This window comes from Pseudomonas sp. xss_2 (genome assembly GCF_043104195.1).
In the GTDB taxonomy this organism is placed as follows: Bacteria; Pseudomonadota; Gammaproteobacteria; order Pseudomonadales; family Pseudomonadaceae; genus Aquipseudomonas; species Aquipseudomonas urmiensis.
Genome location: NZ_JBICKL010000066.1, coordinates 57096 through 72450, shown reverse-complemented (window position 1 = coordinate 72450; position 15355 = coordinate 57096). Strand labels below are relative to the sequence as shown.

The following is a 15355-nucleotide window of genomic DNA, read 5'->3' as shown; positions in this document are numbered from 1 at the left end:
TGAGGCTATGGCGCGGCGCGTGATTTGTTGGTAGCTTTTCGCCCCGGAGATCCCAAGGAGTTTCACAATAATGAAAAAAGTAATGCTCAAAACCTCCCTCGGCGTCGCCGTTGCTCTCGCTTCCAGCCAATTGCTGGCCAGCGGCTTTGCGCTTAACGAGCAAAGCATCAGCGGCATGGGGACAGGTTTCGCGGGTCGTTCTTCTTCTGCCGAAGATGCCAGCACCGTGTTTGGCAACCCTGCTGGTATGTCGCGCCTCAAGCGTGAACAGATCACCGTGGGTGGCGCCGCCGTTATCGCAAAATCCGACATCTCGGGCCCAGGCAGCAACTATGGGGGGGAAACTGACGGTGACATGGTCCCGGTGGTTGGCGTACCGATGGGTTACTACGTCAAGCCAATCGATGATCACTGGAGCGTAGGTTTTGGCGTGTACGTGCCGTTCGGCCTGGTTACCGACTACGGTGGAGACGACGCCGCACGCTACTGGGGCAAGAAAAGCCACGTAGAAGTCATCACCTTCCAGCCGACCGTCAGCTATGCCTTCAACGACAAGGTATCGATCGGTTTCGGCCCTACCTTCAACCGGATCAAGGGTGAGCTGGGTTCCAACCTGCACAACCTGGTTCCAGGCGGTGGGGATGGTGAAGTCAAGATCAAGGGCGACGACACCGCAGTTGGCTACAACATCGGCCTTTTGGTGCAAGCAACTGACCGTACCCGGTTGGGCCTGACTTACCACTCGATGGTCGACTACAAACTGGAAGGCAAGACCAAGGTCGGTTATTCCGTACCGCCCCTGGGCATCAATATCGACGACAAGTTCGACGCCACCCTGAAGATCAAGACGCCTGAGTCGGTGGACTTCTCCATCACTCACGAACTTGACGATCAGTGGACCCTCTACGCAGGTAGCACCTGGACTCGCTGGAGCCGTCTGGAGGCCATCACCGTCAACAACGACCTGCCTGCTGCGCTGGCTGCAAACCCGATTGGCGGCGCCTTCGGCACCATCAGCGAAGAGCAGAACTGGCATGACACCTGGGCTCACGCTATTGGCGTGTCCTATAAGGTCAACAAGGAGTGGACGCTGCGCACCGGCTTCTCGGTCGATCAGTCGCCAACCAACAACCATGACCGCTCGCCACGCATTCCGACTGGCGATCGCAAGATCTTCAGTGTCGGCGCAGGCTGGAGCCCGACCGAAGACATGACCATCGACGTGGCCTATTCCTACCTGTGGGAAGAAGACACCAAGGTCAACAATCAGCCGGACTCACCAACTGTAGGCGCGCTGAAAGGCTCGTACCAAGCCAAGTACGAGAACAGCGCTCACGGTGTAGGTGCTTCGCTGACCTACCGCTTCTGAGCCGCTCTTGAGCTGCTCTTGAGTAAGCCACGCTGCATAAAAACCGCCCTCGTGGCGGTTTTTTTATGGTCTGCGTAAGCACTTTCCAGCCCACATACCACTACCAAACAGACGAATCCGCTTGCACGCCCCACCGCTGCCCGAGGCACTCCTGTAGATAATCCATGAATACCCGCACCTTAGCCGTCATGGCAAAACGATCAGTCACGCACAGGTAGACATCCATCGGCTCGGTCTGCGCATAGACCAGACCAGCCTCGGAGCACTCGAACAAGGGCACCAACGCACCAGCGTCGAGATACGGCCGGACGATGAACTCGGCCAACCGGGCAATCCCGCCGTCATTGAGCGCCATCTGCGTCAGGGCATCGATATCATCGCTGATCAGCACCTGACCGAACTGGGCATCGAAACGCACGCCGTCCCCCACAAAGCCCCAGCGCAAGAAACGCCCATCCACCGGATAGCGAAACACCAGGCAACGATGGTCACGCAGCGACTGCGGCGTCGGCGGCAGGCCAGCGCTCGCCAGATAGCCGGGCGATGCGCAGCAAATGAAGGGGATGCGTGCGATATGCCGGGCGATCAGGTGATCTTCGAGCTGCGGGGTAATGCGCAGGCTGACATCGACCTCCTCGCGCGCATGGTTGACCTTGCGATCAGTCGTAATCAACTCTATCGAAAGCTGCGGGTAGCGTGCACTGAAGGCGGGGATCAACGGCGCCAGCACATGCCGGCCGAATGCCGAGGTCGATGCAATGCACAGGCGCCCCTGCGGTTCGCTGTCAGGCGTGCTCACCGCTTGCTCGGCCAAAGCGAGGTCATGCTCGATTTGCCTGACCCGCTGGTAATACAGGCTGCCCGCTGGGGTCAGGGTCATGCTGCGGGTAGTGCGTGACACGAGCCGCACCTGCAAGTGCGCCTCAAGCCGGGCCAGGTTCTGACTGACAGCTGCGGGACTGATCCCCAGCAGCCGCGCGCCACCGGCGATACTGCCCGCCTCGACCACCTTGATGAAGCTGCGAATGGTGTTGAGCAGATCCATGGCGAGCCCTGATGATTCGTAAGAATCTCTTTATAAAGAACTCAGCCGCGACGGTCTACAGCCCGTCTTGCCCGCTTGTTAACCTGCGCCTCCACCCACTGCTGGAGGTCATCGATGAGCGAACTGTCTCCCACCCGTAGCCGGCGGCGCTTGCGCCCAGGTGCCACGCCTTATGTGTTCGCGTTGTATATGTCGGCGATCATGGCCTTGCTGATGTGCTTTGTGATCACTGCAGCCAATGCCGGGATTACCCCCGACTATCTGGCCAACGTGCTCAAGGCCTACCAGCTGGCAATGCCGGTGGCCTTTGTCTGCGTGTTGATGGTGCGCCCTGTGGTCGTGCGCCTGGTGGCCCTGACCGTGCACCCCCACTAAGCCTCAGGGCTCAGAGGCAATGGCTTTTTCGATCGCCGCCTTGAACTCAGGATCGTCAGGCTTGGTCAGGCTGGAGAAGTTGGCGATCACCTTGCCGCGACGATCCACCACGTACTTGTAGAAATTCCACTTGGGCGCACTGCTCTGCCTGGCCAGCTCGCTGAACAACGGCACCGCATCGTTGCCGCGCACATGCTGCGCCTTGGTCATGGCGAAGGTCACACCATAATTGGCAAAGCAGACCTTGGCGGTCTTCGCGCTGTCGGGGTCTTCCTGCTTGAAGTCATTGGAAGGTACGCCAAGCATCTGCAGACCTTGCCCCTGGAACTCCTTGTACAGCGCCTCAAGCCCTTCGAACTGCGGGGCGAAACCGCAGTAGCTGGCAGTATTGACGACCACCAGCGGCTTGCCGGCAAAGCGCTCGCACAAATCGATCTGCTGTTTGCCGCTAAGCTCGGGCAGGCTGCCCTGCAACACTGCCGGGCAGTCTGCGGCCCAGCTTGAGGCCAGCGTCGCCAGGGCCAGGAAAGGTATCGCCAGCCAGCGTGCATGCATCATGGTAAATCCCCTGCAAGACAGTCCTTGAACTTGCAGGGTAGCGCCTAACAAAGGCTCATGCCCAGTTGCATCAGCGCCAAGCCTCCCCGGTGCCAGCCCCACCAGGCCAACGCCAGCAGCACGATTGCTGCGGCTGCCAGCAGGCTAGCGCCCAGGTAGCGGTTCATGCCGCTTGCGCCTGCAGGCGGGCGACCGGACGCTCACGCACCGGCCAGTTGAGCGCGGCAGCCAACAGACTGAGCAGGATGGAGATCTGCCAGACCAGGTCATAGCTGCCCGTGCGGTCGTATACCACCCCACCCAGCCAACCGCCGAGGAAGGCGCCCAGCTGATGGAACAAGAAGACGATGCCGCCGAGCATCGACAGGTTACGTACGCCAAACAAGGTGGCCACCGTGCCATTGGTCAACGGCACTGTAGACAGCCACAGCAGGCCCATCGCAATGCCGAACAGATAGGCACTGAACTGGGTCACCGGTGCCCACAGGAACAACACGATCACCACCGCGCGCAGCAGGTACAGCGCCGTCAGCAAGCGCGGCTTGGACATGCGTCCACCGAGCCAACCGGCGGTGTAGGTACCCACGATATTGAACAATCCGACCAGCGCCAGCACGGTGGTGCCGATGGTCGCCGGCAGGTGCTGGTCGACCAGGTAGGCCGGCAGGTGCACGCCAATGAACACCACCTGGAAGCCACAGACGAAGAACCCCAGGGCCAAGAGCCAGAAGCCCGAATGCGAACACGCTTCACGCAGTGCCTGGCCCAGGGTCTGTTCAGCGCCATGACTCGGCAGCGGACGATCCTTGAGCAGGCCCACGAACGGCACGATCAACGCCACCAGCAGGCCCAGTACGAGCAAGGCCGCCGACCAGCCCAGCCACTGGATCAGGCCGAGCGTGCCCGGCAACATGGCGAATTGGCCAAACGAGCCTGCCGCACTGGCGATGCCCATGGCCATGCTGCGTTTTTCCGCTGGCACCGCGCGCCCAACCACCCCGAGGATGACCGAGAAGGATGTTCCGGACAGGCCAATACCGATCAGCAAGCCGGCGCTCAGCGACAGCGACCAGGCCGAGTCGGCCATGCCCATGGTGATCAACCCTGCGGTGTAGAGAATCCCACCGATGACCACCACCTTGGCTGCGCCGAAACGGTCAGCCAGCGCGCCGGCGAACGGTTGGGCCAGACCCCAGATCAGGTTCTGCAAGGCAATGGCGAAGGCAAACACTTCGCGCCCCCAGCCGAAATCGGCGCTCATCGGCGCCAGGAACAGCCCGAAGCCATGTCGCACCCCCAGAGACAACGCCAAAATCAGCGCCGCCCCCAGTAGCACCCACCCACTGGTTCGCCAAACGGAAGTCATTGTTGTTATCTCCAGCACATCGCAAGGTTAATACGGGTATATACCCGCTTATCATCGTACGCGGTCACGCCAAACGCTCCAGCAAGCGCACCAGTTCATCGCGCTGCCCTTCACCCAACTGCTCGACCAACGTCAGCTGAGCGCGCTCCCAGGCCGGACCGGCATCCTGCAAGCGTGCTTTACCAGCCTCGGTCAGCAGCACCACTCGATTGCGCTGGTCTGCCCCCTCGGCCAGAGCCACCAGGCCGTCGGCCTCGAGCACCTTGAGATTGCGCCCCAGGGTACTGCGATCCAGGCCCATGGCTTCAGCCAGGCTGGTGATACTGGGTTGATCGAGCCGCTGTAGATGGCGCAACAGGGAAAACTGGGCGACATTGATGCCGAAGCCGGCAAGGGCCTCGTCGTAATGTCGGCTCACCCCGCGGGCGGCTCGACGCAGATGGGTACAGATACATTCACTGGTCAGCATGGATACGTGTATATACCCGCATCACTGATGTTGCAAGACGTTTCAAACGCGGATCATTGCTGCAAGCGCTTGCGGATGGGCTCGAATGCCGCCGTGGCCGCGCGCTTGAGCGGATCCTCGGTGCCCTGCTCGATCGCCTGCCAGTAATGCCACGGCACCTTGGCAGTGCCCAGTTCGTAGTCCATGCCATCCCAGCTGTCTTCACGAAAACTGTAGAACGCCCAATGCAGGGCGTTTTTGTCCAGCACCGTCAGCACATCTTCAAGGTATTGCTGGCAACCGGGCAGACGTCGCATGCAGCCGAACTCTCCGACCACCAGCCGTGAATGGGGCAGTTTCACTCGGTCGAACCACTCAAGCGGCGCTTGCAGATACTGCGCTACCCGCTGGGCATTCCATTGCTCGGTATGCCCGGCGAAAGGCACCGGCCCGGGATAGGCAAAGGGCTTTTTGCGGGTCATGTTCGGCGCACTGGTAGCCGCGTAGGGTTCGTACATGTGCACGCTATACAGCACCCGCTCATCGCTCAGCGCTGCTGGCCAGTAGGCAAACGCATCCGCTGCCGCGTACCAGCCGGCGTCGAGCATGATCGGCGTGTCAGGGTCGACCTCACGGATCGCCGCCAGCAACTGCTGGTACAAGCCAGGCAAATCGCGGGGGCCGCCCTGCTGGGCGGCGTACCACTGCTGCATCCGCTGTGGGTCTGCGTGTTCGGCCAAACCGCCGAGTTTTTCCGGCGCGGGCTCGTTGATCAGGTTGTAGGCGGCGACTGCCGGGTGATCCTTCAGCGCCTGGGCAAGGTCACGCCAGAAGGCGGCGGCTTGCGCCCAGTAATGTTTGTCTTGCCAGAGGCGATCATCGAATTGGTCGTGATTGTTCTGCGACCAGCGCATCCCCGGCAGCGAAAGCGGTGCGATCACCACTTTCAGGCCTGCGCCATGGGCATGGTCGAGGACCTGCCTGAGCTGGGCCAGGTCGGCTGTGGCGAGCCCCTGATAGGCATCGGCATTGCCCAGCAGAAAGTCGCGTTGCTCAGGTTGCCATTTGTCGTAGGACAGCCGCACCCAAGTGGCGCCATAGCCTTGCAGGGCTTGGAAGTAGGCTTGGTTCGGTGGCAGCCGGTTGAAGCTGTTGCCGCCGTGGCGGGGGGTATTCCAGAACTCGATCAGATCGGCGCCATGGGCTGATTGGATGGCGAGCAGGAACAGGCTGGTGAGTATCCAATGGCGCATGCTCGGCGCCTCCTTGGCAGGCTTGAGAAGCGCTCAAGGGTACGCCTGCTCTGCCAGGGGAGCATTGCCTCAAGGATTGCTGGAGATTGCGACTGACCGCCAAGGCTCTATCGCGGGGCACGCCCGCTCCCACGTATTGCACCGAGCTACAGCCATGCAGCAATCACGTAAGAGGCAGCAACGCCAGCCCCAACACCACTGCCAATTCCAACAACTCAAGCATCGCCCCGGCGGTATCCCCTGTGGTGCCGCCTAACCTTCGACACATGAGCTGACGCAACCAGGCAAACACCACGCCCGCCAGCAGCACCAGCCACAGCGCCGCCCAGCCGCCCAACACCACACAGGCCAGTGCACTTGCCAGCAGCACCCAGCGCGCCGTGCGCTTGGGTAGATGCTCAGCCAGCGCTTGCCCAAGCCCACCGGGACGTACGTAGGGCGTGCAGAGAAACAACCCCAGCAACGCCGCCCGCCCAACCAAGGGCGCCAGCACCAGCCAGGCGCCGACGCCGCGCTCGACCAACACACACAGCGCGCAGAACTTGAGCAACAGTACCAACACCAGGGTGACCACGGCGATCGGCCCGCTGCGCGGATCTTTCATGATCAGCAAGGTGCGCTCACGATCGCCAAAGCCGCCCAGCCAGGCGTCAGCGCTGTCGGCCAGCCCATCCAGGTGCAAGGCGCCACTGAGCAGCACCCACAGGGTCAGCAGCAAGGCGGCATGCAACGGTGCTGGAGTGCCGTGCAGCAAATGGCTGGCCGCCCACAACAACAGGCCGAACAGCAGGCCTACCAGCGGATAGAACAACAATGAGCGACCCGTCTCACGCGGTTCAGGCATCCCCGGCAGGGTGACCGGCAGGCTGCTGAGAAACTGCAAGGCGATCCACAGTGGCAGCATCTCAGGGCAGCTCCCGCAGTTGTCCGTTTTCTTCCAGCTGCAGACGCACCAGCGCGCCATGGCCGACTTCGACCTGCAGCAATTGCTCACGGGGCAGCCCCCGCGCACGGGCCAGCAGCAGGCGCATCACCCCGCCATGGGTCACCAGTAGCAGCTGTTTGCCAGCATGCTCGCGGTGTAGACGCTCGATGGCCACCAGCACCCGTTCAGCGAAGGCCTCGACCGGCTCGCCGCCCGGCGGGGTGAAGGCATAGGGATCGGCCCAGAACAGCCCAAGCGCATCGGCCTGATCCTCCATGATCTGCGCAGCGCTGCGCCCTTCCCAGTCACCGAAGTGCAGCTCGCGGATGCCCGCTTCCAGCTGCACCGGCAACGCCAGGCGGGCGCCGAGTTGGTCAGCAAAGTGCGCGCAGCGTTGCAACGGCGAAGTGACCAGCGCGTGCCACGGCCCGCCCTGTTCGACCGCCGCGCGCATCTGCGCCCAACCCCGTTCGGTCAGGGCGTCGTCAAGGCTGCCGCGCAGGCCGCCACCCAGCTCGGTTTCACCATGGCGCAGCAGGTCGATGATCATGCCGGGCGATCCGCCACCGCAGCTTCGGCAAAGGTCGCCATCTGCCCGTGCAGGGCACAGGCCAAGCGCATCAATGGCACCGCCAACGCGGCGCCGCTGCCCTCGCCCAGGCGCAGGCCGAGGGCCAGCAGCGGCTCGGCCTCAAGGGCCGCGAGCAGCGCCAGATGCCCAGGCTCTGCTCCCTGGTGGGCGAACAGCAGCCAGGCACGGCAGTGCGGATTCAGGCGCACCGCGACCAACGCGGCGACGCTGCAGATAAAGCCATCGACAAGCACCGCCACACCCTGCTGGGCACAGGCCAGGTAGGCGCCGGTCAGTGCGGCGATCTCGAAGCCGCCGACGCACGCCAGCGCCTGCAATGGGTCATCGGCACGCAGCCCGTGCAGGACCAAGGCACGCTCGATCACCTCAGCCTTGTGCCGCACCCCTGCTGTGTCCAAGCCCGTGCCTGGGCCGCTCAGTTCACGAGCCGGGCAACCGAGCAAGGTGCTCGCCACGGCTGCGGCCGCAGTGGTATTACCGATGCCCATCTCACCGCCGATGAACAGCTGGGCGCCCTGCTCGGCAGCGCGTAATGCCGTTTCACGACCGGCCTGCAACGCCGCCCGCAGTTGCTCGCCAGTCATCGCCGGACGCTGGGCAAAATTGGCCGTGCCGGCGCCTAGACGCAGATGGCGCACGCCCGCTAGCTGCAAGGTGGGATCGATGGTACCGAGGTCGACCACTTCCAGGCTCGCTTCGAGCTGGCGCGCCAGTACGCTGATCGCCGCGCCGCCAGAAACGAAGTTGCGCAGCATCTGCCCGGTCACCGCCTGCGGATAGGCCGAAATGCCCTCCTCGACCACGCCATGGTCGCCCGCGAAAATGCTGATCGCAACGTGCTCCAGGCTCGGCCGTTCACGCCCTTGCAGGCCAGAAAGGGTCACTGCCAAGGTCTCTAGCTGACCGAGCGAGCCGGTGGGTTTGGTCAGTTGCTGCTGACGGGCGCGGGCCTGGTCCATGGCGGCGTTATCGACAGTTTGGCAGGCATCACGCCACCACGATTGGGTCATAGAGCAGGTCCTTTGAGCATCAGAGGAAGGCCGGCAACGGTAAGCACCACGCGCTCGCAGCGCTCGGCTACGGCCTGGTGCAGCCAGCCGGCCAGATCGACATAACGGCGGGTCAGTTCGCCCATGGGCACCACGCCCAGGCCGGTTTCATTGCTGACCAGAATGATCGTGCCCGGCAGGCTTTGCAGACAGTCGAGCAGCGCGTCGCGCTCTTGCGCCAGGCGCTGGTCGTCCTCGAGCATCAACAGATTGGTCAGCCACAGGGTCAAGCAGTCCACCAACAGGCAGCGCCCTGGCGCCGCCTCGGCGCGCAGTACCGCGGCCAGTTGCAGCGGCTGTTCGATCAGCGCCCAGTGATCGGGGCGGCGCTGGCGATGCAGCTGCACCCGCGCATTCATCTCGCCATCGAGCGGCTCGCTGGTGGCGATGTAGGTCACCGCCAGGCCCGAGTCCTGGGCCAGTTGTTCGGCCAGGCGACTCTTGCCGGAGCGGGCACCGCCAAGGATCAGGTTGCGCATTTCAGGCGACTCCACACAATTGGCGCAGGTGCGCGGTGTCCAGGTGTTGCTCGATCAGGTCGGCCAGGCGCTCGATATCGCGTTCGCGCAGGGCCTCGTAGTCGATGCTTTGCACCGCTTGCAGGCCGGCCCAGCGCAACAGCGCGGCGCACGACTGGCTACCTTCGAACAGGCCGTGCAAATAAGTGGCGAGAATCTGCCCATCGGCACTGATCGCGCCGTCGCAGCGGCCATCGGCCAGGTGCACGGCAGGCTGCTCCAGGGCCGGGCCACGGGTCACCCCAGCGTGGATCTCATAGCCGGCAACCGCCGATTGCTCCAACTGCAAGGTGCCACAGACGTTGCGCAGCTGTTTCTCGGCCTCAAGCTCGGTGACGTAGTCGAGCAGGCCCAGGCCGGCACTGGTGCCTGGTGGGCCTTCCAGGCCAAGCGGATCTCGCACTTCGCCACCGAGCATCTGCAAGCCACCGCAGATGCCGATCAGCTTGCCGCCGTAGCGCAGGTGGCGCGCGATGGCGCTGTCCCAACCGCGCTCGCGCAACTGTGCCAGGTCGGCACGCACGCTCTTGGAGCCCGGCAGGATGATCAGGTCGGCGGGCGGGATGGGCTGGCCCGGCCCGATGAACTGCAAATCGACCTGGGGGTGCAGGCGCAGCGGGTCGAAGTCAGTGTGGTTGCTGATCCGCGGCAGCACCGGCACGATCACCTTGAGCACCTGCGCAGCCTTGCTCGGCTGACGCACGTCGATGGCGTCCTCGGCTTCCAGGTGCAGGTCGGTGACATACGGCAGCACGCCCAGCACCGGTTTGCCGGTGCGCTGTTCGAGCCAGTCCAGGCCCGGCTGCAACAGGGCGATGTCACCGCGAAAACGATTGATCACAAAGCCTTTGACCCGCGCCTGCTCGCTGGCCGAGAGCAGCTCCAGGGTGCCGACCAGGTGGGCGAACACCCCACCGCGATTGATGTCGGCCACCAGGATCACCGGGCAGTCGACCGCCTCGGCAAACCCCATGTTGGCGATGTCGCCAGCGCGCAGGTTGATCTCGGCAGGCGAGCCGGCACCTTCGACCATCACCACCGGGTACGCCGCCGCCAGCCGCTGGTGCGAGGCCAGCACGGCCTGCATGGCGATGGCTTTGTAGTCGTGGTAGGCAACGGCGTTCATGCTGGTGACCGCCCGCCCGTGGATGATCACCTGGGCGCCGGTATCGCTGTTGGGCTTGAGCAGCACTGGGTTCATGTCGGTGTGCGGCGCCAGCCGACAGGCCTGGGCCTGCACCGCCTGGGCGCGGCCAATCTCGCCGCCGTCGGCGGTGACCGCACTGTTAAGGGCCATGTTTTGCGGCTTGAACGGCACCACGGCAATGCCCTGGCGCAGCAGCCAGCGGCACAAGGCGGTGACCAGCGTGCTCTTGCCGGCATCGGAAGTGGTGCCTTGCACCATGAGGGTGGTCATGCCGATTCCTTCTGGTAATCATCGAGCGCCAAGCGCAGACGCTGTTCGTCCGCCGCGCTGGCAGGCAGGCCGAGGCGCACCGCCGCAGGGTGCTCGAACACGCGCACGAGAATGCCGCGCTGGGCGAGAAAGTCATGCAGGCGTGCGGCCTGCTCGCCACGGATGTACTGGAACAGGTCACAACCGCCGCTTGGCGTCAGACCTGCATCATTCAACAGGCTTGCCAGGCGTTGACTGGCCTGCCGGCAACTGACGATCTGCGCGACATGAGCCTGCTCATCGGCCAGGCACGCTTGGCCGAGCACTCGGGTCGGACCGGCAACCGTCCACGGCCCCAGCAGCTCGGCCAGGCGCAGCAGCAGGCTCGGCTCAGCCATGACGAAGCCCAGACGCACCCCGGCCAAACCGAAAAACTTGCCGAACGAACGCAGCACGATCAACCCTGCACGCTCGGTGCAGTCGACCACGCTGTGCTCTGGGGTGTTGTCCATGAACGCTTCATCGACCACCAGCCAGCCGCCACGGCGGGCCAAGCGGGCATGCCAGTCGAGCAGGCGCTCGCGCGGTACAGTGCGTCCAGTGGGGTTGTTCGGGTTGACCAGCAGCAGCACCTGCAGGCTGTCGAGCGCCTGTTCGACCTGCTCATCGTCAAGCTCCACCAGCTGGTGGCCAGCACGTTGCCAAGCGTACGGGTGCTCGGCATAGCAAGGCCCCAGCACCCCGACCCGACCTGCCGCACGCAAGTGTGGCAGCGCCTGAATCGCCGCCTGCGAGCCAGCCACCGCCAGCAGGTGCTCGGCCCCGTAGTAACGTCGCGCCGCCTGTTCCAGGCCGTCTTCGGCCTCAGGCAAGCGCGCCCAGGCCTCAATGGGAATGGGCGGGATCGGGTAGGACCAAGGGGCAATGCCGCTGGACAGATCGAGCCACTGCTCGCGGGCAATCCCGTAGTGGCGTACGGCCCGTTGCAAGCGGCCTCCGTGTTCAAGCATTGAGGTAGCCTCCCAGGCAGATCACCAGCAGCCACAGCCAGACGCCGCGCTGCACCAGGCTCCAGCCACGCTCGATAGCATCGGCATCGGCCATCGGGCCTTGGCCCAGGCGCGGGCGCTCGTGCAGTTCGCCGTGGTACACCGCAGGGCCACCCAACTCGACCCCCAACGCACCAGCGCCAGCGGCCATCACCGGCCCGGCGTTGGGGCTGTCCCACAGCGGCCCCTGCTGACGCCAGCAACTGAGCGCCAGGCGGGTCTTGCCCAACAGTGCGTAGGTCAGGGCCACCAGCCGTGCGGGAATATAGTTGAGCACATCATCGATTTTCGCTGCTGCCCAGCCGAAGCGCTCGAAGCGCTCATTGCGATAGCCCCACATGGCATCGAGGGTATTGCTCAGGCGATACAGCACCACACCGGGAGCACCAGCGACGATGAACCAGAACAACGCGGCAAATACCGCATCGCTGCCATTCTCCAGCACCGATTCGGTGGCTGCGCGGGCCACAGCGGGCTCGTCGAGCTCACGGGTCTCGCGGCTGACCAGATAACCCACGCGCTTTCTCGCCTCATCCAGATCGCCACGGCGCAAAGCCTCGGCTACTGGCAGCACGTGCTCGCCCAAACTGCGCAGGCCGAGCGCGCAGTACAGCGCCAGCACCTCGACCAGCCAGCCGAGGTAGGGCAACCAGGACAGGATCAGCGCCAGCAGGGTCAGCGGCACCACCGCCAGGAACCAGGCACTGACGCCATGACTGCGCCAGCCCCTGCCGCCGGCATTGAGCCGCTGTTCCAGGCGCGAGGCAAAATTGCCGAAGGCCACCAACGGATGGCGGCGCTGCGGTTCACCCAGCAAAGCGTCCACGGCCACCCCGGCCACGGTCAGCAAGGCCACGCTCATCGGCGCTCTCCCCATTGGTTGTCGTAGAGCATCTCGCTTAACGGGCGTTGCTCGGCCCAGTTTTCCATGACCAGCATCGGCGCTGGGTAGAACGCCTGTACCGGGCCCAGGCACAGCACCGCCACTGGCTTGGCACCGGCTGGCATGCCCAGCAGTTCGCCCAGCGCCTGCGGGTCGAACAGCGACACCCAACCCATTCCCAGGCCTTCGGCACGCGCCGCCAGCCACAGGTTCTGGATGGCGCAGGCAAGTGAGGCAAGGTCCATTTCAGGCAAGGTGCGGCGGCCGAAAATGTGCGGCTCGCGGTTGTCCATCAACGCCGCGACCAACACTTCGGCGCAGTCGTTGATGCCCTCGACCTTGAGCTTCATGAACTCATCGGAGCGCTCGCCGAGCGCCTCGGCGGTGAGCGCCCGCTCCTGTTCGACCAGGGCTTGGATGCGCCCGCGTAGTTCACGTTGGCTGATGCGAATGAAGCGCCAAGGCTGCATCAAGCCGACGCTTGGCGCCTGGTGAGCGGCGTTGAGCAGGCGTGTGAGCAGCGCCGGGGCGATCTCTCCACCGGCAAAGTGGCGCATGTCGCGACGCTCCCCAATGGCTCGGTAGACTGCGGCGCGCTCGGCCGCGCTGAAGGCGTGCTCGCTCATGGTCGCAGCAGCGCCGCCGCCGCGTCAGGGTTGGAAGGGAAGTAGAAGTGCACATACGACGCCGTCAGGCGCCCCAGGCGATAGACCGCCTCGTTGCCACGCCCGCCGTTGGGGCTCAAGCCACGGGCGATGGGTTCGAGCGAGGTGGTGGTCAGCGAGTGGTGATAGGTATGCCCGCGCAAGGTGCCTTCCGGCAGCTCGACCGCCTGCAAGGCCAGGGCGGCGAGGCGCTTTTGCATCACCGCTTCGCCGGGCAGCAGGCCAAGCAGTGGCGCACGCTCGCCAGCGACATCGGTCAGTGCATCGAGCAAGTACAACATGCCGCCACATTCGGCCAGCAGCGGTTTGCCCTGGGCATGGTGGGCGCGGATCGCTTCCAGCATCGGCGCATTGGCGGCCAGGGCCTGATGATGCAGCTCAGGATAACCACCTGGCAGGTACAGGCTGTCTACCGCTGGCAACTGGCGGTCGTGCAGTGGCGAGAACAATTCGAGCTGGGCACCCATCTCGCGCAACAGGTCGAGGTTGGCGCCATAGGTGAAGGCGAACGCCTCATCCTGGGCCACGCCAATGCGCAGGCCGGCCAGCGAAGGCACTGCTGCGGCGCGTTGAGGGGCGTCGAACGCTACCGGCGGCGGTAGCGCTGCATCGCAGCTCGAGCCCAGTGCTTGGGCGGCGGCGTCCAGGCGCAGGTCCAGATCGTTCAATTCGCTCGCTTGCACCAGCCCCAAGTGACGGCTGGGTAGCTCGATGCCGCGCTCACGAGACAGCCCGCCATACCAGCGCAGGCCTTCAGTAAGGCTGCCTTCGAGCAACTGGGCGTGCCGCAGGCTGCCGACTCGGTTGGCCAGCACCCCGGCAAACGGCAAGTCCGCCTGGTAACGCGCCAGCCCCAGCGCCAGCGCACCAAAGGTCTGGGCCATGGCCGTGCCGTCGATCACGGCCAGCACCGGCACACCGAAATGGCGCGCCAGGTCGGCGCTCGATGGGGTGCCGTCGAACAGCCCCATGACGCCTTCGATCAGGATCAGATCAGCATCGGCCGCAGCTTCCCAGAGCAGGCGGCGACTTTCCTCGGCGCCGATCATCCACAGGTCCAGCTGGTACACCGGGGCACCACTGGCGCGTTCGAGAATCATCGGGTCGAGAAAGTCAGGCCCGCACTTGAACACCCGGACCTTACGCCCAAGGTTACGGTGCAGGCGTGCCAGGGCAGCGGTGACCGTGGTCTTGCCCTGGCCGGAAGCCGGTGCCGCGATCAGCACCGCCGGACAATGCCGGGTTTGGCTCATAGTTCCACGCCCTTCTGCGCCCGGATGCCGGCCTGGAAGGCGTGCTTGAGCATGCCCATCTCAGTGACGGTGTCAGCCAGCTCGATCATCTCCGGCTTGGCCGCACGCCCGGTGACGATGACGTGCTGCATGGGCGGACGGGCCTGGATGTCGGTCAGTACCTGATCGAGGTCGAGGTAGCCGTGCTTGAGGGCGATATTCAGCTCGTCGAGCACGACGAATTGAATCGATGGGTCTTGCAGCAATTGGCGCGAGACCGCCCAGGCGGCTTCGGCGGCGGCGATATCACGCTGGCGGTCCTGGGTTTCCCAGGTAAAGCCCTCGCCCATCACGTGGTAGCGCACTTGCTCGGGGAAGCGGCGGAAGAACAGCTCCTCGCCAGTGCTGTTACGACCTTTGATGAACTGCACCACGCCGCATTGCATGCCATGGCCCAAGGCCCGGGCCAGCATGCCGAAGGCCGAGCTGCTCTTGCCCTTGCCATTGCCGGTCAGCACCAGCAACAGGCCGCATTCGTTGGGGGAATTGGCGATACGCTCGTCGATGATCGCCTTCTTGCGCTGCATGCGCGCCAGGTGGCGTTCGTCACGTTCGGGGGTTTCGCTCATCAG

18 protein-coding genes are annotated in these 15355 nt (G+C 64.3%); 2 read left to right on the top strand and 16 right to left on the bottom strand.

Annotation, left to right across the window (positions count from 1 at the left end):
• The first annotated feature begins 70 nt into the window (after nt 1-70).
• Nucleotides 71-1369, top strand: coding sequence for an OmpP1/FadL family transporter (locus tag ACF8K2_RS16955; protein WP_264235764.1), 1299 nt, complete (start codon nt 71-73; stop codon nt 1367-1369).
• 100 nt (nt 1370-1469) lie between these two features.
• Here the strand turns inward: ACF8K2_RS16955 and ACF8K2_RS16950 are convergent, their stop codons facing one another.
• Nucleotides 1470-2414: a LysR family transcriptional regulator gene (locus ACF8K2_RS16950; RefSeq protein ID WP_392466211.1), complete on the bottom strand. Its 945-nt coding sequence runs from the start codon at nt 2412-2414 to the stop codon at nt 1470-1472.
• Between the two features lie 114 nt (nt 2415-2528).
• On the opposite strand from ACF8K2_RS16950, the gene ACF8K2_RS16945 reads away from it, so the two are divergent.
• Nucleotides 2529-2789, top strand: coding sequence for a DUF2798 domain-containing protein (locus ACF8K2_RS16945; RefSeq protein WP_186554674.1), 261 nt, complete (start codon nt 2529-2531; stop codon nt 2787-2789).
• 3 nt (nt 2790-2792) lie between these two features.
• Here ACF8K2_RS16945 and ACF8K2_RS16940 read toward each other — a convergent pair whose 3' ends face one another.
• The 15 genes from ACF8K2_RS16940 to cobO form a co-directional block, all read right to left on the bottom strand.
• The gene (locus ACF8K2_RS16940) at nt 2793-3344 is read right to left on the bottom strand and encodes a glutathione peroxidase (RefSeq protein ID WP_392466237.1); all 552 of its coding nucleotides are present in this window, start codon (nt 3342-3344) and stop codon (nt 2793-2795) included.
• 47 nt (nt 3345-3391) lie between these two features.
• Entirely contained in the window at nt 3392-3514 is a 123-nt protein-coding gene (locus ACF8K2_RS16935; RefSeq protein WP_264082859.1) for a hypothetical protein, read from the bottom strand.
• Nucleotides 3511-4713, bottom strand: coding sequence for an MFS transporter (locus ACF8K2_RS16930; protein WP_264235759.1), 1203 nt, complete (start codon nt 4711-4713; stop codon nt 3511-3513). Before ACF8K2_RS16930 ends, ACF8K2_RS16935 begins: the two co-directional genes overlap by 4 nt.
• Nucleotides 4714-4777: 64 nt before the next feature.
• On the bottom strand, nt 4778-5182 hold the full coding sequence (locus ACF8K2_RS16925; RefSeq protein WP_186554672.1) for a MarR family winged helix-turn-helix transcriptional regulator: 405 nt from the start codon (nt 5180-5182) through the stop codon (nt 4778-4780).
• A gap of 53 nt (nt 5183-5235) precedes the next feature.
• Entirely contained in the window at nt 5236-6414 is a 1179-nt protein-coding gene (locus ACF8K2_RS16920) for a glycoside hydrolase family 5 protein (protein ID WP_392466206.1), read from the bottom strand.
• 163 nt (nt 6415-6577) lie between these two features.
• Nucleotides 6578-7318: an adenosylcobinamide-GDP ribazoletransferase gene (locus tag ACF8K2_RS16915; protein ID WP_392466203.1), complete on the bottom strand. Its 741-nt coding sequence runs from the start codon at nt 7316-7318 to the stop codon at nt 6578-6580.
• Between the two features lies 1 nt (nt 7319).
• Nucleotides 7320-7889, bottom strand: a complete 570-nt coding sequence (gene cobC, locus ACF8K2_RS16910) for an alpha-ribazole phosphatase family protein (protein ID WP_392466202.1) — start codon at nt 7887-7889, stop codon at nt 7320-7322.
• Complete coding sequence (gene cobT / locus ACF8K2_RS16905) at nt 7886-8941, bottom strand: nicotinate-nucleotide--dimethylbenzimidazole phosphoribosyltransferase (protein WP_392466199.1); 1056 nt, start codon at nt 8939-8941, stop codon at nt 7886-7888. The genes cobC and cobT overlap by 4 nt, the downstream gene beginning before the upstream one ends.
• Nucleotides 8938-9459: a bifunctional adenosylcobinamide kinase/adenosylcobinamide-phosphate guanylyltransferase gene (gene cobU / locus ACF8K2_RS16900; protein ID WP_186554667.1), complete on the bottom strand. Its 522-nt coding sequence runs from the start codon at nt 9457-9459 to the stop codon at nt 8938-8940. Before cobU ends, cobT begins: the two co-directional genes overlap by 4 nt.
• A gap of 1 nt (nt 9460) precedes the next feature.
• Entirely contained in the window at nt 9461-10915 is a 1455-nt protein-coding gene (locus ACF8K2_RS16895) for a cobyric acid synthase (protein ID WP_392466196.1), read from the bottom strand.
• Nucleotides 10912-11904, bottom strand: coding sequence for a threonine-phosphate decarboxylase CobD (gene cobD, locus ACF8K2_RS16890; protein WP_392466194.1), 993 nt, complete (start codon nt 11902-11904; stop codon nt 10912-10914). The genes ACF8K2_RS16895 and cobD overlap by 4 nt, the downstream gene beginning before the upstream one ends.
• Complete coding sequence (gene cbiB, locus ACF8K2_RS16885; protein ID WP_186554664.1) at nt 11897-12805, bottom strand: adenosylcobinamide-phosphate synthase CbiB; 909 nt, start codon at nt 12803-12805, stop codon at nt 11897-11899. Before cbiB ends, cobD begins: the two co-directional genes overlap by 8 nt.
• Nucleotides 12802-13452, bottom strand: coding sequence for a 5,6-dimethylbenzimidazole synthase (gene bluB / locus ACF8K2_RS16880; protein ID WP_392466192.1), 651 nt, complete (start codon nt 13450-13452; stop codon nt 12802-12804). Before bluB ends, cbiB begins: the two co-directional genes overlap by 4 nt.
• Nucleotides 13449-14744, bottom strand: a complete 1296-nt coding sequence (locus ACF8K2_RS16875; RefSeq protein WP_392466190.1) for a cobyrinate a,c-diamide synthase — start codon at nt 14742-14744, stop codon at nt 13449-13451. Before ACF8K2_RS16875 ends, bluB begins: the two co-directional genes overlap by 4 nt.
• Nucleotides 14741-15352 (bottom strand): cob(I)yrinic acid a,c-diamide adenosyltransferase, encoded by a 612-nt coding sequence (gene cobO, locus ACF8K2_RS16870; protein ID WP_392466188.1) that lies wholly within the window; start codon nt 15350-15352, stop codon nt 14741-14743. Before cobO ends, ACF8K2_RS16875 begins: the two co-directional genes overlap by 4 nt.
• Nucleotides 15353-15355 lie beyond the last annotated feature (3 nt).